Genomic DNA, 23,849 nt, shown 5'->3' with positions numbered 1-23,849 from the left:
ATGATCGGATGGTGCACGATCGTCGGTTACGGTGCCGCACCGGGATTCGCGCAAACACCCGACACCGGAGCACCGGCGATCCCACCCGGTCCGCCCGGAATCGCCCTGCCCTCACTGCCCGACATCCAGCACTGGATCGACGAGGTGATCCCCGCGCCGCGACTGGCACCGGCCCCGGCGGACTCGCCGCTGGTCGACACCGCCCAGCTGCCACCGGATTTGGCGGCGCTGCGGGCCGCGGCCATGCCCGCCGCCATCGGCGACTCCTTCGTCGACGACTGGCCCGATGGGCTCGACGACATGGACCCGGGCGGCATCGTCGCGGTCCGCGACGTAACCGCCACGGCCGCACCCACACTGATCGTGCCCGTGCGGCAGGTGCTGCAGCTGAAGTACCGCACCAACGACTCTCACGACGAGCCCTCCTACGGCATCGCCAGTCTGGTGCTGCCGGTGGGTGATTGGACCGAGCCGGGGGAGCGGCCGGTGGTGGTCAACAACCTGCCCATCGACGCGCTGGGCCGCGACTGCAACCCCAGTTACACGCTCGCACACGGCTTCTCCCGGGCCTCCAACTTCACCGGGTACATCCTGCCCACCACCCAGCTGGCGCTGCTGCGCGGCTACGCGGTGCTGATCACCGACCACGAGGGCCCGCGCATGGCCTACGCCGAGCCCATCGTGGCCGGGCATGCCATCCTCGATGCCATTCGAGCGGTCCGCAATCAGCTGCCGGATGAGCTGGGCGACAGCAGGTTCGGGATGATCGGCTACTCCGGCGGGGCCATCGCCACCAATGGCGCGGTGAAGCTCATGTCCGAGTACGCGCCCGAGCTGGCCGACGTGGTGGTCGGCGCGGCCCTGGGCGGGGTGCCCGCGGACTTCAGCCTGCTGGCGCACTCCATGAACGCCAATCTGGCCTCGGGGGTGTTCCTGAGCGCGGTCTTCGGGATCGGCCGCGAGCGGCCCGAAATCCTGGCCCGCATGAACCATCTGGGGCAGTGGGCGGCGGTGTCGGCGCTCAACAGCCAGTGCAGTGAGGTCTTCGCGGTGCCGGGCGTGCTGCAGCTGCCCATCGACGTCGCGGCGAACATCCCGGACCCGCTGGACAGCGATCTGGCGCACGAGATCTACAGCATCACCCGCATGGACGGTAGGAAATCGCCTGTGCCGTTGTTCATCTACAACGGCGAGCAGGAGTTCTGGGTACCCGCCGTGGGCGCGAAGAACCTCTACCAGGAACAGTGCGCACTCGGCGTGCCGGCGGTCTACCGCAGCGTGTTCGGCGAACACTTCATCGCCGGGGCCACCGGCTATCCGGAATCGCTGAGCTGGCTGGACCAGCGCCTGCAGGGTGTGCCCGCGCCCAACGAATGTTGACCGCGGGCAACGGTTCTCAGATCGGGAACAGGTTGTGCTTGCGCGGGTTGTGCTTGCGGACGGCGTCCTTCTCGCGCAGCAGGCGCAGCGCCTTGCGGATCTCGAGGCGGGTGGCCGACGGCTCGATGACCGCGTCGATGTAGCCGCGCTCGGCCGCCACCCACGGGTTGTCGATGAGCGCGTTGTAGAAGTCCACCATCTGCTGGCGCACGGTCTCGCGCTGCTCGGGCGGGGTGGCGGCGAGGGTCTTCTTTCCGGTGACGGTGACCATGCCGTCCGCGCCGATGACCGCGATGCGGGCGGTCGGCCACGCCAGGTTGATGTCGACGCCGAGCTGCTTGCAGCCCATGACCGCGTACCCGCCGCCGTACGCCTTGCGGGTCACGATGGTGACGATCGGCACCGTGGCCTCGATGAGCGCGCGGAACATACGGCCGCCGCGCTTGATGACGCCGTTGCGCTCCTCCTCGAGACCCGGCAGCACGCCGGGGGTGTCGACCACGTAGACGAGCGGGATGTTGAAGGCGTCGCACAGCCGGATGAAGTACGCGCCCTTGTCCGAGCATGCCGCGTCCAGCGCACCGCCCAGCACCATCGGCTGATTGGCGATGACACCGACCGGCCGGCCGTCCACGCGGGCGAATCCGGTGATGAGGTTCTGCGCGGCGGCCTCGCCGATCTCGAGGAACCCGCCGTCGTCGAAGATGCGCAGCAGCACCTCGTGCATGTCGTAGCCCTGGCGATCGGAATCCGGGATGATCCGGTCCAGTTCGCGATCGGAGTCGGTGAGCTCGGGCTCCAGGCCGGGGTTGATGATCGGCGGCTGCTCGAGGCAGCTGCTCGGCAGGTAGCTCAGGTATTCGCGCGCCCACTGCAGGGCGTCGGCCTCGGTCCTGGCCACGTGGTGCAGCAGTCCGTTGCGGGCCTGGACGGCCGCGCCGCCCAGCTCCTCAGCGGAGATCTCCTCGCCGGTGATGCCCTTGATGACCTCGGGCCCGGTCACGAACATGTACGAGTCGTCGGTGGCGACCAGCACGTCCATGTTCACCGGCCCGTACACCGAACCGGCCGCGCACTTGCCGAACATGACCGCGACCATCGGCACGTAGCCGGACAGGTCCTCCTGCAGCCGGCACATGGTGGCGTACCAGGCCAGCGCCGTGACGCCCTCCTGGATGCGCGCGCCGCCGGAGTCGTTGATCACGACCACCGGGCACGCGTTGTTGTACGCGAATTCCATGGCGATCCGGACGCGGCGGCCGAAGGTCTCGCCGACCGAGCCGCCCTGCACTCCGGAGTCGTGCGAGATCACCACGACCGGGCGGCCGTCGACGGTGCCGCGCCCGGTGACCACGCCGTCGCCGTAGAGGGCATTCGGCTGGCCGGGCGAGCGCATGAGCGCGCCCATCTCGACGAAGCTGCCCGGGTCCAGCAGCATCGTGACGCGTTCTCGGGCGCTGGCGACGCCTTTGGCAAGACGCTTCTGGATGCCCTTCTCACCGGTGGGTTCTTCGGCGATCTCCAGGAGCTTGCGCAGTTCTGCCAGCTTTTCCGCTGTACCCGTCATTACCTCTGTCTTGCCTTTCCGCCAACAGTCAGAGTGGGCCCGATCGCGCCCGTGTCGAGCCGGATCGCGACTCGACCGACCACGGTACCGTGCGGTGTGGACCAGAAACTACTGAACGTGTCGGTAACCTGTGCCGCGGTGTTAGCAATGTCAGCGATACACTGCGGCGCGTGAGCTCACCTATGACTGTGCGAGCGGGGACGCCCGAGGTGATCCGGCCCGACCTCGACACCTTCGGGTTCTCGGAATGGCGGCGAACCGCCGTGGTCGGTGTGGTGCTGGGCGGCTCGGTCGTGGGCAGCGTGCTGCGCGGCGGCCTGCGGCCCGCCAAGCGCAAGCGTGCCGCGGCCGAGGGCCTGGTGAACGGTTTCGAGACGCTCGGCCCGATGTTCGTGAAGCTGGGCCAGCTCATCGCGTCCTCGCCGGGCGCGTTCCCGCGCGAGCTGGCCGATGCCTGCCTACGCTGTCTCGACGACGTCCCGCCCTTTCCGGCCGCGGATGCCCGCGCCATCATCGAGGCCGATCTGGGCAAGCCGATCTCGGAGCTGTTCCGCGAGTTCGACGACGAGCCGCTGTCGGCGGCCTCCATCGCACAGGTGCACGCGTGCGTGCTCGCCGATGGCCGGCCCGCCGTGGTGAAGGTGCAGCGGCCCGAGATCGCCCGGCGCATGATCGTGGATCTGCGCGCGGCCATGCGGCTGGCCCGCACCCTGGAGAAGCGGTCGGAGAACGCCCGTGTCGCCAATGCCCAGGCCGTGGTGCGGGATCTGTACGAGGCGACGGTCGCCGAGCTGAACTTCCTCATCGAGGCCGACAACCAGACCCGCGCCCGCGACCATCTGACGGCCTTCGGCGACAACACCAATGTGGCCGTGCCCGAGGTGTATTGGGAGTACTGCGCACCCCGGGTGCTGTGCATGGAACGCATGCGCGGCATGCCCCTGGACCGTTTCGACGATATCCGCGCGGCGCACCCCGAGCCGGAGCTGCTGATCCGCCGCCTGGTGAAGGCGTGGATGGAATCGGTCGCGGTGCATGGTCTCTTCCACGGTGACGTGCACGCCGGCAACCTGTGGCTGCTCGACGACGGCCGGGTCGCCATGCTCGATTTCGGCATCGTCGGCCGGATGGAGTCCGAGTGGCGCGAGTTCGTGCGCGCCCTGTTCTACGCCAGCTCCATCGACAACGACTTCCGTCCGGTCGCCCGCGCCCTGCGCGCACTGGATCTGGTCGCCGACGACAGCGGTGACGACGCCACCATCGGCCGCCAGCTCGCCGTGGCCCTGGGGCCGGTGCTCTCGGGCAGCCTCGACAAGCTCGACCTCGGCGTGGTCTCGGCCCGCCTGCTGGAATTCGGCAAGCGCCGCGGCACGTCGGGCCCGCAGCAGCTGGTCATGATGGGCAAGCAGCTCGGCTACTTCGAGCGCTACGCGGTGGCCCTGGCCCCCGGCTGGAAGCTCGGCCGCGACCTGTACCTGTTCCGCAATATCTTCCCCGCGGAGGTGGCCGCCAAGGCCGCCGAGGACGGCGTCATCCTCCCCACCGACTGACAGCGGCCCCCGCGGGCGTGGTCAGCGCACTGTCGGTGGCTCGTCAGCGGCGGGCGTCATTGTTCTTCTCGTAGCCGGAAACACCAGCTCCGGCACCGGAACAAGGAGAACAACGATGTCGAATAACAACGTCCTCGCCGAGATGATCGCCGGCCGGCTGGACCAGGCCCGGACCCGGGCCGAGCGGAGTGTGCGGGCCGCGTCGGTGGCCCGGGCGCGCGCCGGGCAGCAGCCGTTCCCGCGGTTCAGCAGGTCCGAGGTGAAAGAGGTGCGCGCGGAGGCGCGGGCGCAGGCGAAGCGCATGGTCGCGGAGCTGACCGGAAAGGCGTGCGGGCCGGCCGGGACGGCGTACGACCGCGCTGTGAAAGCCTGAGAGAAGAGCCAGGAAACGCTCAGGCTACGACCAGCATCGCCCGGCACTGTGGATGACGGAAACAGTGTCGGGCGAGCGCGTGAGGTGCGGAATGGTCGAAATCGAGGTCACCGGAACCACTGTGACGGTGCGGGTCACCGGCGCTCACCGGCTGCTCGCGCTGCGTGATCACGTGAGCTTCGACCTGTCGCAGGTCACCGCCCTCGCGCCCGCGCCGGTGGATCTGCGCCCGCCGTGGGTGCGGGCGCCGGGTACGTTCTTCCCGGGCGTGATCGCCGCCGGCATCTTCCGGGGCAAGGGCCGGAAAGAGTTCTGGGATACGCGTTTCGACGGTCAGGGCGTGCTGATCGATCTGGCGGGGTCGGAGATCACCCGCCTGGTCGTGGATGTCGCTGATCCGCAGCTCGCATTGCGGCAGCTCTCCTCGGCGATTGCGGCCTGATCGGGCGATTGCGGCCGGATTCGATCTCGGCGGCTGCATTCCCGGGGCCGATGCCGCTCGTGCCGAAAGCCTTTCTCGCGTGGCGGAAGCCTTTCGCGTGGCTACGGCACGAGGCGAGCGGGAGTGGACGGGTGGACGGGTGGACGGACGCGGGAATGTGTCAGGCAGTCGGGCAGAGGAATCCACCAGCGGGCGGCGGCACCGGAACGATCCTTTCCGGCGCCGGCGCCGCCGGGACATTGCCGGCGGGAACTGAGGAGTGGGGAGCCCCGGCTCCGGGATCGGGGGTCCCGATGTCACCCGAACCCCACGCCGCGGAGGGGTTCATGGTGAATACGGCTGCACAAACGAATGCACTCACGAGCAGGCCGATGGCTTTCTTTCGTGTCATGGAATGCGACGGTACAACCAGCTCAATGCAATTCGTGGGAGGCTACGTCGCCTCGGAATGTCGCCGACCTGCTGATCATGTGTTCAGGGTTGTGAATTCGCCTGCGGCGCAAAAAGACTGATCGGTCGGAATAGATCGTTTTCAGACTATTGGTTTATGGGCTGTACCAGCGCACGTTTCGATGACGAACTGGCGTGTCTGCGGGAGATTTGCCCGATTCTATTGTTCACTACCCGGGTTGTCCGACCGGGAGGAAGCCGAATGACCGCTGGGCCGGGTTCGAGGATTGCCATCGCGGGGGCGCTCACGCTGGCCCTTTCCGGCGCACTGACCGCCACCGCGCCCTCCGGCGTCGCCGCGGGATCGTGCGGGGCGAGCCTCGGGGACTATCGCGGTGAGTTCACCGCGGCGGAGGACTCCACGAATGTGCTGAGTTTCGACGGCATGGGTGGCATTGCTCTCCGCAGTACCCGGCTCGGGAACGGTGAGGGCATCTACACGGTCATTCCGTCCGGTGGATTCTCGGCCACTCTACGTTTGACCGACAGTGGCGAGGATGTCGCGTGGCCGGGCAATCAGACGGCGATGGTGAAGAGTACGGCCTTCCTCTGCCCGGGGCCCGGGACTGTGGTCGGGAATTTCAGTTCGCTCGATCAGAGCGGTCGGCGATTCAACTATGTGCGATCGACCTGAATAAGTCATGTCCGCTGTGGGGCATGGGTTTTCGGAGTTGAGAACGAAATGGCGTCACCGGCGGCCGAAGCGGAGAGTCACCAGCTGAAAAGGCCGCAGTCGCAATCGAATTCCCCGGCCCTCCGGCGTCGCGGTTGTCTCGCCGGGCAGTGGTCGTTCCAGCAGGTCGCAGCAGTGGTGGCCGGTGGTCGCGAACTCGGGGGTCAGCAGCGCCGATGCGCGGCCGCCACCGGCCTCGTAGACGCGCACGATCACATCGCCGGATCCGTCGTCGGCGAGTTTGACGGCGCTGGTCACCACATCGTCGTTGTCGATGGTGACCAGCGGGGCGACCGGCTCGGCGACGCCGGGTGTGAAGGGCGGCAGGTTGATTCGGTATCCCGCCCGGACCGCATCGGTGATCGAGGCGCCCGGGACCAGGGCGTGCCGGAAATGGTGGGTGCCCTGGTCGGTCTGGGGGTCGGGGAACCGCGGCGCACGCAGCAGGGAGGCGCGCACGGTGACGGTGGCGCCCCCGTCCGGCCGGACCGTGCGGGTGAGGTCGTGGCCGTAGGTGGAGTCGTTGACCAGGGCCACGCCCCAGCCGGGTTCCGCCAGGTGGAGGAAGCGGTGATTGCACGCCTCGAACTTGGCGTACTCCCAGCTGGTATTGGTGTGGGTGGGGCGGAAGAGATGACCGAACTGGGTTTCGGACGCGTAGCGGTCGGCGTGAATGTCCAGGGGGAAGGCGAGTTTGAGGAATTTCTCCGTCTCGTGCCAGTCGACGGAGGTGGCGATCTCCAGGGCCGGGTCGTTCGATCGCAGGGTGAGGGTCTGCTCGACGGTCGAGGACCCGAAGGACCGCCCGAGGCGAATCACGACCGCCGCCGGTGAATCCGTCTCCGCCGCAAGGAAGTCGATGCCGGCCAGGTCGGTGACGCTGTTGCGGTAGAAGCGATCGACATCCCAGGCGTCCCACGAGTTGGGGTAATCCTGGTGCAGCTGCAGCAGATTCGCCGCCGCACCGGGCGGCAGGGTCTCTCGGTCGTGCTCGATGTCGTACAGCGACACCAGCAGTCCGCGCGCGTCCACCTCGGCCCGCACCAGGCCGTTCGCCAGCACGAATCCGCCGCCGGTCCGCTCGGCCACGGTGCAGTCCCGGCCCGGCTCCTCGGCCGCCGCGCCACCGGCGGGAATTCCGCGCCAGGCGTGCGGCGCCGGATTGAAGACGTTCGGCCCCGACCGTTCACCGCCCAGGGCCCACTGTGCGCGTTCGATGATCGCCGACAGCTCGGCGGCGACCTCGGTGTAGGTGCGCTCGGCCTCCCGATGTACCCACGCGATCGAGGAGCCCGGCAGAATGTCGTGGAACTGGTGCAGCAGTACGGTTTTCCAGAGCCGGTCCAGCTCGGCGACCGGGTACTCGAACCCGGTCCGCACGGCCGCGGTGGCGGCCCACAGCTCGGCCTCGCGCAGCAGATGCTCACTGCGCCGATTGCCCTGCTTGGTCCTGGCCTGGCTGGTCAGGGTCGCGCGATGCAGCTCCAGGTACAGCTCGCCCACCCACACCGCCGGATTCGGGTATTCGGCCTCGGCCGCGGCGAAGAAGTCGGCGGGCCGGTCCCACCGGACCGTGGGCGCGCCCTCGAGATCGCGCATGCGGGCGGCCTTGGCAACCATCTCGCGGGTGGTTCCGCCGCCGCCGTCACCCCACCCGGTCGGTGCGAGCGACCGGGTCGCCCGCCCCTTCTCCTTGAAATTCCGTGCTGCATGGGCGATTTCGCGGCCCTGCATCGAGCAGTTGTAGGTGTCGACGGGCGGGAAGTGGGTGAAGATGCGCGTTCCGTCGATGCCCTCCCACAGGAAGGTGTGATGCGGGAACTGGTTGGTCTGGCTCCACGAGATCTTCTGTGTCAGCAGCCATCGGGAGCCCGCCGCCTTGATGATCTGCGGCAGCCCGGCCGCGAAGCCGAAGGTGTCGGGCAGCCAGGCCTCCTCGTTCTCGATACCGAACTCCGCGAGGAAGAACCGTTTGCCGTGCACGAACTGCCGCGCCATGGCCTCGGAGCCCGGCATGTTGGTATCCGACTCCACCCACATGCCGCCGGCCGGCACGAACCGCCCCTCGGTCACCGCCGCCTTGACCCGCGCGTAGATCTCGGGCCGGTGCTGTTTGAGGAAGTCGTATTGCGCTGCTTGGGACATGGTGAAGATGAAGTCGGGGTCGTCGTCGAGCAGGGCGGTCATGGAGGCGGCGGTCCGCGCCACCTTGCGCACCGTCTCGCGCAACGGCCACAGCCAGGCCGTGTCGATGTGCGCGTGCCCGACCGCGGAGATGCGGTGTGCCGAGGGGATGGCGGGCTGGGCCAGCGCCTCGGCCAGGCAGGCGCGGGCGGCGCTCGCGCCCGCGTTCACGTGCTGGAGGTCGATGGCGTCGAGTGCGCGCTCGATGGCCCGTACGATGTCGTAGCGCCGCGCGGGATCCTCCGGCATCTCGTGCATTAGTTCCCCGAGCACCTCGAGATCCTGCACCAGCTGCCAGACCTCCTCGTCGAACACCGCGAGATCCATGCGGCCCAAACGGTATTGGGGCTCGGTCCCGGCGGTTTCCCGATCGCCGAGCGCGGTCGGCCCGAAGAACGGGATGACCGGATTGGACGCCGCCTCCACGTGCAGCAGCACCTGCTCGCCCCCGGCCGCGGGCGCCGCTATGCGTACCCATCGATTCCGCGGATGCAGCCCCTTCACCGGCGTCCCGTCGGCGCGATACACCAGGCCCTCGCATTGAAATCCGGTCATGCCCTGGTCGAACCCGAGATCGATGATCGCCTCGACGGTCCGGCCCGCCCAGCTCGGCGGCACCGTCCCTTCGACGGTGAGCCAGCTGGTGCCCCACGGCGCACCCCAGCGGGCGCCGGGCCCGGTCGGCGTCCGGGGCGCGGCCAGGCCCTCGGCGACCGGCACCGGTTCGCCCGGCGCCGCCCAGATCGAGGCCCGCAGCGGCACCGACTCCGGATACACGGCGGGGACGATGCGTTCGAGCACCCGCCCGAGCCTGTCTTCGATCAACCGGCGGTCATCGTGCATGTCGGTGGCTCCCTCGGGCGTGGGTCGGGACCGGCAACCGTGTCGAGCCCGACTCTAGCGGCCCGGGGTGCGCGGGCCGGGAAGATCGCACCGTCCGCGCGGGCCGATTCTCAACGGGCGCTGTCCTGTTCGGACCACTTGGCCATCCAGGCGGTGTTCTCGGTGGCGATGACGGATTCGCAGGCGGAGACGAAGGCGGGCCAGTCGGTGATGACGCTCGTGGCGCGGTCGTCGGCGAGGCTCTGGAGGTGATGGGCGGCGGCCAGGTAGGTCATGGCCAGGTAGTCGTAGCGCTGGGTGGTCAGGTAGGCGGCGATATTGGCGGTGGCCGTGGTGAGGACCGCGACCCAGGGCGCCAGGGCGGTGGATCCGGTGCCCGGGGTGATGGCGGCGGCGGCCGCGATCAGCGCGGTCGCCATGCCCAGGGCTATCGTCAAGCGGCGCCAGCGCGCCGTGCGCTGCGTGTACCGGCGGGCCATCGGCCGGTAGTAGTCATCGATTTGACCCCGAATCCGTTGCTGGACATATGTTTCCGGCGTCATGGCGGCCGGCGGCGGGGTCCCCGGCGTCGCATCGGAGTCGACATAGGGCAGCAGATCCGTCGCGGCGGTGACGATTTCGGCGGCCTTGTGACGCAGGGCGTCGATGCCGATCACGGCGCCGGCACGAAATTCGTAGATCAGCCGCTTGATGCCCTCCGATGTCGCCCGCGCCCGCGTCCATGCCCGGACGGTATCGGGGGTGAGGAACTGGATGCCGACGAAGGCGGCGAGGGCCAGGAATACCGCGCCGAGGGCCGCGGCGCAGGTTCGTGCCGGGCCGCCGGAATGCAGCACGGTCGCGGTGGTGGTCGTGCACAACGCTCCGAGGGTGCCGGCCGCGAACGCGGTGATCCGCGCCCGGTCGAGGCGGTGTTTCAGCCGCCCGGCGGTCTGTGACCAGCGCAGTCGTTCGGCCCAGAGTCCGGCGACGACCTCGTCGTCGTTCGTGCTCATGTGCTCGCGTCCGGGGCGACCGGCAGGTTCTGGCAGGCCTTGCGGTAGGGGATGCTCGGTGACACCCATTCGTTCCACTCCTTGTGGCTCATATTCGCGCTGAGCTTGTCGCACAACCGGTCCGGCCAGACGGCGGGACCGGGCCAGAGGCGGATGGGTACGCGCCGGCCGTCTCCGAAGGGTGATCCGATGGTCGCGATCTGGTGGTCGTCGGGGCTGACGGCCAACGCGTGGATGTCATCGGCGGGGCCGACCATCGGTTTGCCGACCGGGAGGCCCGATGCCGCATCCCAGATCCGAACGGACTTCCCGACCGCGGCGATCAGATAGCGGCCATCAGCACTGAACGAGACAGCGTGGATGCCGTGCATGGGATCTCGGATCGAATCACTGATCAGCTTCCGGGAGTCGACGTCGAACATGCGGATGGAGTCGGCACTCGCCGAGGCGAATCGGCGGCCATCGGAACTGAACGTGAGGAAGGTCGAGGTGTCGGTGTCGGAGAGCGGCTCACCGACCTGACGATGGGAGTCCGCATCCCAGACCTCGACTTTGGCGAAGCCACCGTTGGTGACAATGCGTCGGCCGTCCGGGCTGAACGCTACCGCGGTGACCACCGAGTGTTCGTCGATCGGAGTGCCGATACGGTGCCCGGTGCTCGGATCCCACAGCATCACACTGAAGTCGACTCCGAGCGTGGGCGACGCCGGGTCGTAGACCCGGAAACCTTCGGTCGGAAAGTTCTTCGGTGCCACTCCGCCGACCGTGGCCAGCCGAGTTCCGTCCGGGCTCAGCACCGAGGTACTCACCGCCGGTTGCGCCTCGATATCCCAGGCGGCCTCGGGCGCACCAGATTTCGCGTCGAAAGTCGCGATTCGGTAGGAGAAGGTCAAATCATCGAACGATGTGGCGATCCGATCGGCCGGCATCCTGTAACCCATCTCGAGGGCGATAACGCGCGAGCCATCGGGGCTGAACACGGCATTGGCAGGCATCCACGGGTCCGTCGGGATGCTGGAGACGACGGCTCCTGTCGTGGCATCCCAGATCCGAATGATGCCGGGCACACTCGTCGCCGTGGGATCCATCCGGTCGCCGGCGGACACCAGGCGGGTACCGTCCGCGCTGTAGTGAATCGACAGGACCGAGGAGTCGTCTGCGGCGATCACCGTGCCTGATCCGGCGGCGTCGGCGTTCCACACCCGCACGGTGTCATCGCCGCCCGAGAGCACCTCGCGTCCGCCGGGATTGAAGCCAACTCCTTTGACGCCGCTGTGATGCCCGATCAGCGGGTTGCCGACCGGCTGCCGGGATACCGCATCCCAGAGCCGAATCGTGCCGTCCGAGCTGCCGGACACGACACCGCGCCCGTCCGCGCTGAATGCGACGGCTGCGACGGCACTGTCGTGACCGCTGAGATCAGACCCGGCCGACTGCAGGGTTGTCGCGTCCCAGAAGTGCACGAGTTTGTCGGAGCCACCGGACGCGATCAGGCCCCCGCCCGGAGCGACCGCGACCGCGAATGCGGTTCCGTACTCCCGGTCCGGGGCCTCCGCGATCGCCACGCCGGATCCGATGTCCCAGAGTCGCAATCCGGAAACCGCGGCGGCGACGATGCGGTTTCCATCGGGCAGGAAGGCGAGCTGGAAAGCCAATTCGGCGATCCGCCACTGGCGAAGCTGTTGTCCGGCAACGGTATCCCAGATCTGGATCGTGCCCGGGAACACGCTTGCGGCAAGGCGTCGCCCATCCGTGCTGAACGCCACCGACAGGACGGCCGCGTGCCCGGTGTCGAAGGGACCGGCGACGTGCGCACCGCTCTGCGCATCCCACACCTGCACCGTTCCGTCATTGTCCGCAGAGGCGAGGCGGGTGCCGTCCGCGCTGTATGCCAGACCATTCACGCCACTCTTGTTGTGGGCACTGAACGGTGCCCCGGTGGACTGACCGGTGGCGCCGTCTCGCAGCTGGATGATTCCCGCGCTCGCGGCCGCCGCGTGCCGTCCGTCGGGGCTGACGGCGAATGCGGTGACATCATCATGTGCGGGCGTATCGAATATCTTCACCTCGTCGGGCGTGACCGAGAGCGCGTCGAGGACCGCGCCCTCGTCGGGGTGCGAGCCGATCTGGCGTGCCGCGAGGATCTGCTCGATGGCTCGCGTGTCGCCGCCGGGCCGAGCCCCGGCGAGCATGGCCTGCCCCTCGGAGACCAGGCGCAGTGCGGTCGCCTCGTGGAGCCGCTGATCGGCCTCGTTCTGCGCCAATGTGGCTCGGACGGCGAAGAATCCGGCCACCAGGGCCGCGATGACGGTGAGCGCCAGCACCGCCCGCAGGATGTGTGACCGGCGGCGTAGACCGTCGGCGTAGGCGCGCGCGTCGTTCAGTTCCTTGTCGTGGCGGCGCTGTTCGGCTGCGGTCTCGGCGTCCTGCCGCTGCCGGGAGGCGGTCAGGAACTCGCGCGCGGAGGCCAGTCGATCGGCGAAATTCGGTGTCGCGGCGACTTTTTCGGCCTCGTGGAGCCGGGCGCCCGCCATCAGCCAGGCGTCGTCGCGTCCGCTGTTCTCCCATTCGGCGGCGGCGCGGTCGAGGCCGTCGGCGGTGCGCAGATCGGTGGCCTCCTCACGCAGCCATTGGGCGAGCGCGGGCCATTCGCTGAGCAGGCTTTCCAGCGCCACCTCGACGGTGGTCTCGCCGCCGCGTTCGTCCTGGACCACCAGCCGATGGTCGACGAACGCGGCGATGAGCGGGCGGCTGGTGGCGGGCAGGTCGCTCAGGCGGGCGATGCGGCGCAGCGGCTGGTCGTGGTCCGGGGCGATGGTGGCCAGCCAGGGCACGAAGGCGTCGCGCAACTCGGCCAGTTGCCGCGGCCGCATCGAGTCGTCCTGGGTGAGAATCGAATCGATCTCCGACTCGACCACGTGCGCCATCCCGCCCATCGCCTGGTAGTCGGTGACGGTCAGTTCTCCGGCGGCGGCGTAGTCGAGGTACAGCCGCCACAGCGTGAGGGACAGCAGCGGCAGGGGATTCGCGCTGTCCGCGCAGTCGGCGAGCAGCCGTTCCACGAGGTCCTCGCGCACCACGAGCGGATTGCCGGCCGCGGTCGCGCGCTCCGCCGGGCCCTGTACGACCTCGGCGAACCGCGCGGGCCGCAAGGGCCGCAATTCGTCGAACACCACGCTCTTCACGGCCGCCAGCGCGGGCGAGGTCTGCAGCGGCTCGTAGCGGTCGGCCCGAATGGTCAGTGCGGCAATGAGATCCAGGCCGTCGGCGACGAGCCGGGCGAGAATCGACTGGAACAACCCGGCCTCGGGTCCGGCCTCACCGCCGAACAGTTCCTCGGCCTGATCCACCGGGAGCACGAGGGTCGGCGGCGCGATGTCGTTCGACTCGGGGAGGCCGTCCGTCGCGGCCGCCTGCGCCTCCCGCAGCCAGGTGGTGACCTGCCCCGGATCGGACGCGCATGCCGCCTTGATCGCACCGAGGGTGGGGCGGGTGAGCCCCAGCCGCTGCCGCACCTCGAACAGTGCTGCGGCCAGGCCGATCGGACCCGTCACCGCGGCACGTTCGGGCCGGACGATGTCGAGCACCAGGAAATGCCGGTCGTCCCGGCGCAACCGGGGGAGTAGTCCGGCTCGCAGGAACGACGACTTGCCGGCGCCCGAAGGGCCGAGGATGACGAACAGGTTCTCGACGCGGGCGGCCCGCATGCCGCGCATCATGTCCAGGCCGCGCACGATCTGGGCGTCCCGGCCGAAGTACACGGCCGCGTCGATCGCTTCGAACGGCTCCCATCCGCGATAGGGCGCGCGCCCGGGATCATTCGGCGGCGGCCACTCGAAGTATTCGGCCCCGATACCCGCTTCGCGCAACCCGCGCCACAGCCGCCGCAGGCCCTCGCTCGCGAATTCGACGGGCGGACCTCCGGGCACCGGGATCGCTGTCATGGGGCCGGGGCCGAACAGATCGCTCTGCTGCCACTCCCGGGTGGACTCGCGGCTCACGAACGGTTCCAGACGCACGGCGAAAATTCGCTTGTTGAGGTTCTCCGCCGTCCGGACCTCGGTGCGGCATTCCGCCGACGAATCCCATGTCTCCGACATCAGGCAGATCACGGCCTCGCACCGGGAAGTGGCCCGGACCAGGGCATCCTTCCAGCGGACCCCGGGCGCGATACCCGTGTCGGGATCCAGGTCGAGGAAGATCTCGTCGACCAGAGCCGGGTCCTGCTCGACGAGCCAGGCCTTCAGCGCGATAGCCTGCCGGTTGTCCCGGCTGGAATGGCTGAGGAAAATGCGCGCCATTGCCCGAGTGTTGCCAACTCCGGCGGCCGCGTCCTGAGTACCGCATTACTCGAATTGCTCAGGGAATGGGAGCAACCTCCCGGAAATCGCGGTCCCGGGAGGATCAGACCGACGGCGCGGACCGGTAGGGGGTGGCGGCGACCTGGCGGACGACGCGCACCGCGGGGACGGTGAGGATGCCGGCCAGGCGGGTGTAGGGCCAGACCGCGACGATCAGCACCACGATGAGTCCGCGCGCCTGGTACAGGATCGGGGCGTGGTCCATGACCGCCGGATCCGGATGCAGGGCGATCAGCGAGCGTGCCCAGGTGAAAAGCGTTTCGGCGGTGCGGTATCGGCCGTCGGTGGACCCGCCGTCGAAGGTCACCAGCACGGCCGACATGAGTGCCGCCGCCAGCAGCGGCAGCGTGATTCGGTCCACCGGTGTCACCCGCTGCCGGACATCGGCGTCGATCAGCGGCGGAATCAGGATGAGCGCCACCCCCGCGATGGTCACCGGCACGGCGACGATCTGAATGGCCGCCAGCACCAGCTGGATACCGTGGCCGGGTCGCGAATGCGGCCCGGACGCAAGCATTTCCACGACCCGCACCACGAAGACGATCGGGAAGCCGGCGCGTACCGCCGCGATCCCGGCCCGCTGCGCTCGATCGATGTGCGGCCCATACAGATACCCGCGGAACCCGTCGCGCCGATACCGCCAGACATGCCCGACCGCGCACGACAGGATGGCGGCGTAAGGCAGCGCCACCCACAACGCGATCATCATGCCCTCACCTCACGGAGATCGGTATCCGCACCACTCGCCGAGCAACTTTCGCACGCCCGACGCCTGCAGAGAAGTGTCGAATCGTGCCAACCCGGCGAACCGGCTCGGCCCCCACTACTGCCAGAGATGAGACATCATGTGCGGGTACCGAACCGGTCGATAGTCGGTGAAGGTGAGATCCCGGACGTGGCTGAAATCCGACCACAGCAGTCGGCCACCTTTGAGGCGCACGGGAATTCGCACCCGATTCCGCACCTGCCGCAGTTCGTCGTCGGTGGCGGGACGTTTCGCGCCCACCGTGCCGTAGAGGCGGACCCCGGGCGGGGCCGGGAAGCGCGCCGTGAGCAAGGACCGGAACCAGAACAGCGGACTGCTGTCCACGGCCAGCACGCACACCCGGGAATCGGCGTCCAGATTGCGGGCCAGCGCCTCGGTGTACTGGTCGAAATAGAACCCGGTCCCGGTGTCGCCCAGGAAGACCGTGCCGATCGGCGTGACATTCGGCGAACCGTCCGCATTCACCGAGGCGATCGCGCAGTGTCCGGCGCGGGATACGGTGTCGCGGATGCGATCCCAGTTCTGATCGAGTGTCACGCGTGGTCCTGACCGGTTCGAACGGATGGGGCGATTCGAGGGTAACCGGATTCCGGCGAGACAAGTGAGGGCGGTGTGCCGCATTTGCCGGGACAGCGGCGGGGGTGTGGCGCATGATGGCGGCATGGCTTCAGACGCGGCGCGGCGTGCCGTACTCGGAATGGTGTGTGACAGCTTCGCGCCGGGGGCCGGGGGTGACCTGCCGGCGGCCTCCGAGCTGGGGGTGGTCGACACCGTCACCGAACTACTCGGGCGCAATCCGCGGGACACGGAACGTCGGCAGTTCGAACTGCTGATGCGCGTATGGGATTCACGGCTGTTCGGGTTGCTCAACGGCGCGGGCTGGCGCAAGTTCTCGCGGCTGAGCGCCGAGGACCGGGAGCGATGGCTGCTGGGGATGGCCAATTCGCGGCTCGAACAGAAGCGGGCGCTGTTCCAGGCATTGAAGGGGGCGGCGGTCACCTCCTATTACTTGACGCCCGGGCCCTCCGGGATCAATCCGGTGTGGGATCGGATCGGCATTCCGCCCGCCTTCGGGCCGGTCGAGGGCGCGCAGCGCGGGCTCAGCCCGCAGCGTCCGGATGCCGACACCACCGTCGTGTGCGATGTGGTCGTCATCGGGTCGGGCGCGGGCGGCGGCACGGCCGCGGCGGTGCTGGCCCGGGCCGGGCTCGATGTGGTGGTGCTGGAACGCGGTGAGTACTACGACGATCCGGATTTCGGCATCGGGGAGAAGGAAGGCTTCCTGAAGCTGTACGCCCCTGGCCCGGCCGCCACCGCCGAAGGTCAGCTCGGGCTGGTGGCGGGGACCGCGCTGGGCGGCGGCACCGTGGTCAACTGGACCACCTCCTTCCGCACCCCGGACGACGTCCGCGCGGAATGGGCCAAGCTGGGCGCACGGCAATTCGCCGAGCAGGAGTACACCGACGCCCTGGAGGCCGTGGTGTCGCGCCTCGGGGTGAACCTCGATCACTCACCCGCCTCGCACCGCGACGAGATTCTCGAGCGCGGCCTGCGCAAGCTGGACTGGCACGTCGAGCCGCTGCCCCGCAATGTCACCCACTGCGATGCCGGAATCGAATGCGGGCGTTGCGGTTTCGGCTGCCGGATCGGCGCGAAGCAGTCGGTGGTCAAGACCTGGCTGGCGGACGCGGCCGAGGCGGGTGCGCGCCTGTTCGTGGGCACCGATGTGCGGCGCATCGTGGTCGCCAATGGCAGCGCCACCGGCGTGGAAGCCGTGACGGCCGAGGGCCGTTCGGTCTGGGTGCGGGCCCGCGCGGTGGTGGTCGCCGCCGGGGCCATCCAGACTCCCGCCCTGCTGCGACGTTCCGGACTGGGCAACCGCAATATCGGCGACTTCCTCCGATTGCATCCGGCCACAGCGGTTTTCGGGGTCTTCGACGAGGACATCCGCCCCTGGGAGGGCGGCATGCAGACCCGGTATTCCAAGCAGGACCGTGACCTCGACGGGAACGGATACGGCGTGATCTACGAGACCGGCCCCATGACCCCGGGCATGTCGGTCGGCTTCCAGGCCTGGACCGGCGCGGTCACCCATCGCGACCGCATGCTGAAGCTCGCCAATACCGTGGCCGTCGGCGTGATCACCCGCGACCGCGACCACGGCTCGGTCGAGACCGACCGCCGCGGTGAGGCGGTGGTGCGCTACCGGATCTCCGCCCGCGACGCCGCCCACATGCACACCGGAATCGTCAATGCCGCACGCATTCTGGAGGCGGCCGGGGCGGAGCGGATCTTCTCCGGCCATCAGGCCGGCGTCGGCTACGAGCCCGGCGCGAGCGGCTCGCACGAGGAGTTCGCCGCGCAGGCCGCCGCGGCCGGCTACGCGCCGGGCCGGTGCTCGATGGGCGCGCTGCACATCATGGGCTCGGCCCGCATGGGCGGCTCACCCGCGGATTCGGCCACCAATCCCGACGGTGTCACCTGGGACGTCCCGAATATCGTGGTGGCCGACGGCTCCTGCTTCCCGACCGCCTCCGGCGTGAACCCGATGGTGAGCATCGAGGCCATCGCCCACATGAACGCCACAAGGCTCGCCGCGCGCCTGGCCTGATTTCTTCCCGACGTGGCGAGACAGCCCGATCCGCTTGCGCGGCAGCCTATTCCAGCGCCGCGCCGAAGGCGCCGACGATCACCCGATGGATCTGGCCGACGGCCCGGTCGATCGGGCCCGTCGGCTGGAACAGATGGCTCAGGGCGAGCCGGACCAAGACCTCCGACATCGAGGTCAGCTCGGCATCGCTCATATCGTCGAGCCCGTACTGCGTGCGAAGCGCGCCCGACACCGCGGTGATCGCGCGGCCCAGGACCGGCTCGGTCTCGGTCATCAGCACCGGCAGCAGGGCGGTGTCGGTCTCCGACCGCCCGGCCAGTACCGCCTTGAGCAGGGTGTTGTCGGCGCCCGTGCGCAGCGTGTAGTCGACCGCCTGGGTCATGCCGGCCGCCACGTCCGCGGGATGCGCGGCCAGGCTCTCGGCGATGCCGACCAGGAAGACGTCGACCTCCTGCTGGATCACCACTTCGGCCAGCTCGTGCTTGTTGGCGAATTCCTTGTAGAGCACCGGCCGGCTCACGCCGACCTCCTTGGCCAGCCGTGACATGTTCACCGCGCCCCAGCCCTCGGTGATCACTATGCGCCGCCCGGCCTCGATGATCCGCTCACGCAGCAACTGCCGCATCTCTGTCTGGAAGTTCGGCGCTTCAACCACGTCCTGATGGTACATGAGCTCAACTTTCGTCCCGTCGTTGACAGACTGGATAACAGTGTATCTAATGAATACAGTTCTTCGGAAAGTGTAAATGCAAGGAGTACGGCAATGACGACGTCTCGTTCTCGAGTTGGACGCAGCCGGGAGTCGGAGGCTTCGGCCCGCCCCCAGTGGCGTGACCGCAAGCGGTATCTGTGGTTGTTCGGTCTCGTACCCCCGACCGCCCTGTTCGTGGCGATGGTGCTGGTGTGGGCGTTCAACGAGCTCGGCTGGTCGGTCGTCGCCCCGGTCTGGTGGTGGATCGGCCCGCTGCTGGTGTACGGGCTGCTGCCGGTGCTGGACCGCTTCTTCGGCCCGGACGGCCAGAACCCGCCCGACGAGGTGATGGAGTACCTGGAGAACGACAAGTACTACCGGTACTGCGTCTACACCTACATTCCCTTCCAGCTGCTGAGCCTGACCGTCGCCTGCTACCTGTGGACCGCGAGCGACCTGTCCTGGCTGGGCATCGACGGCGGCCTCGGCGTGGTCTCCAAGATCGGCCTGGCGCTGAGCATGGGTGTCATGGGCGGCGTCGGCATCAACACCGCGCACGAACTCGGCCACAAGAAGGACGAACTGGAGCGCTGGCTGTCGAAGATCACGCTCGCCCAGACCTTCTACGGCCACTTCTACATCGAGCACAATCGCGGCCATCACGTGCGGGTGGCCACGCCCGAGGATCCGGCCAGCGCCCGCTTCGCCGAGACCTTCTGGTCCTTCCTGCCGCGCAGCGTGTGGGGCAGCCTGCGCTCGTCGTGGGAGCTGGAGGCCAAGCGACTGGAGCGACTGGGCAAGCGCCCGTGGACGATTCGCAACGACGTGCTCAATGCCTGGCTGATGTCGGTGGTGCTGTGGGGCGTGCTGGCCGCGGTCTTCGGCCCGGCGGTGCTGCCCTGGCTGGTGATCCAGGCGATCTACGGTTTCACCCTGCTCGAGACCGTCAACTACCTCGAGCACTACGGCCTCATGCGGCAGAAGACCGCCAGCGGCCGCTACGAGCGGTGCACCCCGGAGCACAGCTGGAACTCCGACCACATCGTCACGAATATCTTCCTGTACCACCTGCAGCGGCACAGCGATCATCACGCGAACCCCACCCGCCGCTACCAGACACTGCGCAGTATGGACGGCGCGCCGAACCTGCCCAGCGGATACGCCAGCATGATCTCGCTGGCTTACTTCCCGCCACTGTGGCGGCGGGTGATGGATCACCGGGTGCTCGAGCACTATTCGGGCGACATCACCAAGGTGAACATCCAGCCCCGCAAGCGGGCGCGCGTGCTGGCGAAGTACGGGGTGGCGTGATGTCGTCCTACCGTTGCCCGGTCTGCGATTACGTCTACGACGAGGCGAAAGGCGCGCCGCGGGAAGGCTTCCCGGCCGGCACACCCTGGTCCGCCGTCCCCGACGACTGGTGCTGCCCCGACTGCGGGGTGCGCGAAAAGGTCGATTTCGAACCCACTTCCACCTCGACAGGACACCACTCATGAGCGACTACAAACTCTTCCGCTGCCTGCAGTGCGGCTTCGAATACGACGAGGCCCTGGGCTGGCCCGAGGACGGCATCGCCGCCGGCACCCGCTGGGACGACATCCCCGACGACTGGTCCTGCCCGGATTGCGGCGCTGCCAAGAGCGATTTCGAGATGGTCGAGGTCAGCCGCGCGTGAGCGGCCGCATTGTCATCGTGGGCGCGGGCGTCGCGGGTGCCACCGCCGCCCGCACCCTGCGCACCGAGGGCTACACCGGCGAGATCGTGCTGCTCGGCGCGGAACCCGGACACCCGTACCGCCGCCCCATGGTGTCGAAGGAACTCCTTGCCGGAACCGTCGAGGACCGCCGGACCCTGTTGCAGCCCAGGGACTTCTGGCACACCCACCGGATCGACCTGCGCCCCGGCACCACGGTCGAATCCATCGACCCGGGCCCGGCGCTGGTGTGGCTGGGCGACGGCACGGCGATCGGCTACGACACCCTTCTACTGGCTACCGGAGCCCGGCCGCGCGCATTGTCGACGGCTGCCACGCCGGTCCGCCCCGATCTCGACCGCAGGGGTGTCGAGATCGGGGGACGGCGTCCCGACACGGGCGAGCGGATCCACACGCTGCGCGGCCGGGCGGATGCGGAGGTCTTGCGGGAGGCGATCGCACAGGGTGGATCGCTGCTGATCATCGGGGCCGGGCTGATCGGGTGCGAGGTCGCGGCAACCGCACGGGGGCTCGGCGCGGAGGTCACGGTGCTGGACGCGGCGGCCGTGCCGCTCGAGCGCGTCGCGCCACGCCCGATCGGCGATTATCTCCGGAAGCTGCACGCGGACAACGGGGTCGCGATCCACACCGACGTCCGGCTGACGCATCTCGCCCAGGACGGTGCGGAGGTGGTCGCCGTGGCCGCCGATGACAGCACCTGGACAGCGGCCGCGATGCTGGTCGCGATCGGATCTGTCCCGGACACTCGGCTCGCCGAGGCTGCCGGGCTCGCGGTTGGTGACGGGATTCGGGTGGACGAGCACTATCGGACATCCGAGCCGGGGGTCTATGCGGCCGGTGACGCCGTGGCCCGATTCGATCCAGTGTCGGGCGGGTATCGACGCGAGGAGCATTGGAACAGCGCCCAGTCCCAGGGTGCGGCGGCGGCCCGATCGATGCTCGGACTGCCCGCCGCGGCTGCCGAGGTTCCCTGGGGCTGGTCGATGCAGTATGGCCGGAACGTGCAGTTCGCGGGCGTAATTCACGCCGGTGACGAGCTGGTGGTGCGGGGCCGGGTCGAGGCCGGGGACGCGACGGTGCTCGCGCTGCGCGAGGGCCGCGCGACCGGTGCGGTGGCCATTGCCCGGCCGGCGGAGTTCCGGGCGGCAAGGGACCTGATCGGGCGGGGCGCGGTGCTGGATCCCGGTGCCTGCGTGGACGAATCCCGGCCGCTGGCCGAGGCGGTCGCACTGTCCGGACAGTCGTGAGGGCATGCGCCCGCAGTTGAGCTAACCGCCCGCAAAATCCGAAATGCCGCTGGACCAGTCGAATGGTTCAGTGGCATTTCGCATTTGCCGACTCATTGCTGAAACCTGCTGGTAGGACATGCTATTCGCGCGGCGCGCGCATCTTTCCCCGACCGGTGGCCCCCTGTCAAGCCCGCGAGTATTTCCGTGAAGACTGACACGTCAGTCCGAAATCTGTATTACTGTCTCGGTCAGTTCGAACCGGTCAGCAGAGGGACCGGTCGGCATCGACCAACAGTGGGGCTGTGGGGTGGTGAACATTGGTCGACAAGGCTGTTCGGGGGCCGGAACCGTTGGTACGGCAGGCAATCGAATTCGTTCTCTCGGGGCTGCGGACATTCGGACGCACCATTCAGCTGGCGATCGCAGCATTCCGGTTTCTGGTCGTCGATATCGTCACACTGCGCCATCCGTGGCGTGACACGCTACAGCAGGGCTGGTTCATCGTCAGCGTGACGGCGATTCCCGCTGTGCTGGTGTCGGTTCCGTTCGGCGTCATCGTGGCGGTGCAGGTGGGGAGCCTGACCCAGCAGGTGGGCGCGAGTTCGGTGTCCGGCGCGGCCGGCGGCCTGGGCGTGATCCGGCAGGGCGCGCCCATGGTGACCGCGCTGCTGCTGGGCGGCGCGGCCGGCTCGGCCATCGCCTCGGATCTGGGTGCGCGCACCATTCGCGACGAAGTGGATGCCTTGCGCGTCATGGGAATCGACCCGGTGCGCCGGCTGGTCGCGCCTCGGCTGGCGGCCATGATCGCACTCACGCCGCTGCTGTGCATGCTGATCATCTTCATGGGCGTGTTCACCGGCTATGTGATCGCCGTCGGTTTCCAGGGCGTGACGCCCGGCTCCTACCTGTCCGCGTTCGCGGCCTTCGCCAAGCTGACCGACCTGTGGGTGGCCATCGCGAAGTCGATCGTCTTCGGGGTGATCGTGCTGGTGGTGTCCTGTCAGCGCGGACTCGAGGCCACGGCCGGCCCGCGCGGGGTGGCCAATGCCGTGAACGCCGCGGTGGTGATCGGCGTGATCGCCGCCTTCGGCGTGAATCTGGTGATCACCCAGCTGGTTTCGATGTTCATCCCGACGCAGGTGGGCTGATGACACAGGTGCCAGCCAGATACGCGCCGCTCGGGACGGCGGGCCGGGTCATCGGCGCGAGCGCGCAGGCGCCCCTGTCCGTTTTCGAATCTCTGGGCCACCAGGCGACTTTCGTCTACGAGGTGCTCGCCGCCATCCCGCACACGCTGCGGATCTACCGGCGCCAGACCATGCTCATCCTGTCCGACATCACCTGGGGCTCCGGGGCGATCATCGTCGGCGGCGGTACCGTCGCGGTGCTGGCATTCCTGGGCATCGCGGTCGGCGGCTCCATCGGGGTGGAGGGTTTCACCGCGCTGAACATGGTCGGCATGGGCCCGCTCACCGGGTTCGTCTCCGCCTATGCCAATACCCGCGAGATGGCGCCCATGGTGGCGGCCATCGGCTTTGCGGCCCAGGCGGGTTGCCGCATGACGGCCGAGATCGGGGCCATGCGCATCTCCGAGGAGATCGACGCGCTGGAGGCCATCGGCATCCGGCCCATGCCCTTCGTGGTGACCACCCGTGTGATCGCGGGCGTGATCACCATCGTGCCGTTGCACCTGCTCACGCTGATCCTGTCGTACCTCTCGTGCGCGACCGTGGTGAACGTGCTGCACGGGCAGTCCTCGGGCACCTACTACCACTATTTCGACGCCTTCCTGCAGCCCGGCGATGTGCTGGCCTCGCTGGTCAAGGCGACGATCTTCGTGGTCGTCATCATTCTCATCCACGGCTACCAGGGCTTCTACGCCTCGGGCGGCCCGGAGGGCGTGGGCCGGGCCTCGGGCCGGGCCATTCGCGCCAGCCTGGTGCTGGTGGTCATCCTGGACATGATCCTCACGATCGTGATCTGGGGCCTGGATGTCGGCATCCGGATCTCGGGGTGAAAC

General features: G+C 68.6%; 19 protein-coding genes. 12 read left to right on the top strand and 7 right to left on the bottom strand.

Translation table 11 applies throughout. The features are described 5' to 3' along the window. Positions 1 to 1,380 (top strand): lipase family protein, encoded by a 1,380-nt coding sequence (locus ACFXHE_RS19515; protein WP_379385377.1) that lies wholly within the window; start codon positions 1 to 3, stop codon positions 1,378 to 1,380. A 16-nt stretch (positions 1,381 to 1,396) separates the two neighbouring features. Here ACFXHE_RS19515 and ACFXHE_RS19510 read toward each other — a convergent pair whose 3' ends face one another. Next, positions 1,397 to 2,947: an acyl-CoA carboxylase subunit beta gene (locus ACFXHE_RS19510; protein WP_379384853.1), complete on the bottom strand. Its 1,551-nt coding sequence runs from the start codon at positions 2,945 to 2,947 to the stop codon at positions 1,397 to 1,399. Positions 2,948 to 3,117: 170 nt separating this feature from the next. Here ACFXHE_RS19510 and ACFXHE_RS19505 point away from each other — a divergent pair, with 170 nt between their 5' ends. From ACFXHE_RS19505 to ACFXHE_RS19490, 4 genes are all read left to right on the top strand, one after another. Beyond that, the gene (locus ACFXHE_RS19505; RefSeq protein WP_379384851.1) at positions 3,118 to 4,497 is read left to right on the top strand and encodes an ABC1 kinase family protein; all 1,380 of its coding nucleotides are present in this window, start codon (positions 3,118 to 3,120) and stop codon (positions 4,495 to 4,497) included. A 115-nt stretch (positions 4,498 to 4,612) separates the two neighbouring features. Further along, entirely contained in the window at positions 4,613 to 4,870 is a 258-nt protein-coding gene (locus ACFXHE_RS19500; protein ID WP_379384849.1) for a hypothetical protein, read from the top strand. Between the two features lie 91 nt (positions 4,871 to 4,961). After that, the gene (locus ACFXHE_RS19495) at positions 4,962 to 5,312 is read left to right on the top strand and encodes a hypothetical protein (protein WP_379384847.1); all 351 of its coding nucleotides are present in this window, start codon (positions 4,962 to 4,964) and stop codon (positions 5,310 to 5,312) included. Positions 5,313 to 5,964: 652 nt separating this feature from the next. Next, positions 5,965 to 6,396: a hypothetical protein gene (locus tag ACFXHE_RS19490; RefSeq protein WP_379384845.1), complete on the top strand. Its 432-nt coding sequence runs from the start codon at positions 5,965 to 5,967 to the stop codon at positions 6,394 to 6,396. Between the two features lie 54 nt (positions 6,397 to 6,450). Here ACFXHE_RS19490 and ACFXHE_RS19485 read toward each other — a convergent pair whose 3' ends face one another. From ACFXHE_RS19485 to ACFXHE_RS19465, 5 genes are all read right to left on the bottom strand, one after another. Continuing rightward, complete coding sequence (locus ACFXHE_RS19485) at positions 6,451 to 9,462, bottom strand: alpha-mannosidase (RefSeq protein ID WP_379384843.1); 3,012 nt, start codon at positions 9,460 to 9,462, stop codon at positions 6,451 to 6,453. A 110-nt stretch (positions 9,463 to 9,572) separates the two neighbouring features. After that, on the bottom strand, positions 9,573 to 10,457 hold the full coding sequence (locus ACFXHE_RS19480; protein ID WP_379384842.1) for a DUF4231 domain-containing protein: 885 nt from the start codon (positions 10,455 to 10,457) through the stop codon (positions 9,573 to 9,575). Next, on the bottom strand, positions 10,454 to 14,758 hold the full coding sequence (locus ACFXHE_RS19475) for a TIR domain-containing protein (protein WP_379384840.1): 4,305 nt from the start codon (positions 14,756 to 14,758) through the stop codon (positions 10,454 to 10,456). The genes ACFXHE_RS19480 and ACFXHE_RS19475 overlap by 4 nt, the downstream gene beginning before the upstream one ends. A gap of 103 nt (positions 14,759 to 14,861) precedes the next feature. Further along, a complete protein-coding gene (locus ACFXHE_RS19470; protein ID WP_379384838.1) occupies positions 14,862 to 15,527 on the bottom strand; it encodes a respiratory nitrate reductase subunit gamma in 666 nt (221 codons plus the stop codon). A 114-nt stretch (positions 15,528 to 15,641) separates the two neighbouring features. Then, complete coding sequence (locus tag ACFXHE_RS19465) at positions 15,642 to 16,121, bottom strand: pyridoxamine 5'-phosphate oxidase family protein (protein WP_379384836.1); 480 nt, start codon at positions 16,119 to 16,121, stop codon at positions 15,642 to 15,644. Between the two features lie 124 nt (positions 16,122 to 16,245). On the opposite strand from ACFXHE_RS19465, the gene ACFXHE_RS19460 reads away from it, so the two are divergent. Continuing rightward, positions 16,246 to 18,195, top strand: a complete 1,950-nt coding sequence (locus ACFXHE_RS19460) for a GMC family oxidoreductase (protein WP_379384834.1) — start codon at positions 16,246 to 16,248, stop codon at positions 18,193 to 18,195. Between the two features lie 46 nt (positions 18,196 to 18,241). Here the strand turns inward: ACFXHE_RS19460 and ACFXHE_RS19455 are convergent, their stop codons facing one another. Further along, entirely contained in the window at positions 18,242 to 18,850 is a 609-nt protein-coding gene (locus ACFXHE_RS19455) for a TetR family transcriptional regulator (protein WP_379384832.1), read from the bottom strand. A 108-nt stretch (positions 18,851 to 18,958) separates the two neighbouring features. Between ACFXHE_RS19455 and ACFXHE_RS19450 the strand changes: the two genes are divergently transcribed. From ACFXHE_RS19450 to ACFXHE_RS19425, 6 genes are all read left to right on the top strand, one after another. Next, on the top strand, positions 18,959 to 20,197 hold the full coding sequence (locus ACFXHE_RS19450) for an alkane 1-monooxygenase (RefSeq protein WP_379384830.1): 1,239 nt from the start codon (positions 18,959 to 18,961) through the stop codon (positions 20,195 to 20,197). Beyond that, positions 20,197 to 20,382, top strand: coding sequence for a rubredoxin (locus tag ACFXHE_RS19445; protein ID WP_379384828.1), 186 nt, complete (start codon positions 20,197 to 20,199; stop codon positions 20,380 to 20,382). Before ACFXHE_RS19450 ends, ACFXHE_RS19445 begins: the two co-directional genes overlap by 1 nt. After that, positions 20,379 to 20,561, top strand: a complete 183-nt coding sequence (locus ACFXHE_RS19440; RefSeq protein ID WP_354849896.1) for a rubredoxin — start codon at positions 20,379 to 20,381, stop codon at positions 20,559 to 20,561. Before ACFXHE_RS19445 ends, ACFXHE_RS19440 begins: the two co-directional genes overlap by 4 nt. Beyond that, the gene (locus tag ACFXHE_RS19435) at positions 20,558 to 21,847 is read left to right on the top strand and encodes an NAD(P)/FAD-dependent oxidoreductase (RefSeq protein WP_379384826.1); all 1,290 of its coding nucleotides are present in this window, start codon (positions 20,558 to 20,560) and stop codon (positions 21,845 to 21,847) included. The genes ACFXHE_RS19440 and ACFXHE_RS19435 overlap by 4 nt, the downstream gene beginning before the upstream one ends. A 299-nt stretch (positions 21,848 to 22,146) precedes the next feature. After that, positions 22,147 to 22,977 (top strand): MlaE family ABC transporter permease, encoded by an 831-nt coding sequence (locus ACFXHE_RS19430; RefSeq protein WP_379384824.1) that lies wholly within the window; start codon positions 22,147 to 22,149, stop codon positions 22,975 to 22,977. After that, entirely contained in the window at positions 22,977 to 23,846 is an 870-nt protein-coding gene (locus ACFXHE_RS19425; protein ID WP_379384822.1) for an MlaE family ABC transporter permease, read from the top strand. Before ACFXHE_RS19430 ends, ACFXHE_RS19425 begins: the two co-directional genes overlap by 1 nt. Positions 23,847 to 23,849 lie beyond the last annotated feature (3 nt).

This window comes from Nocardia sp. NPDC059229, from assembly GCF_042754165.1.
Classification (GTDB): Bacteria; Actinomycetota; Actinomycetes; order Mycobacteriales; family Mycobacteriaceae; genus Nocardia.
The sequence above is the reverse complement of the archived record's forward strand: the minus strand, read 5'-3'. Positions and strand labels throughout refer to the sequence as shown.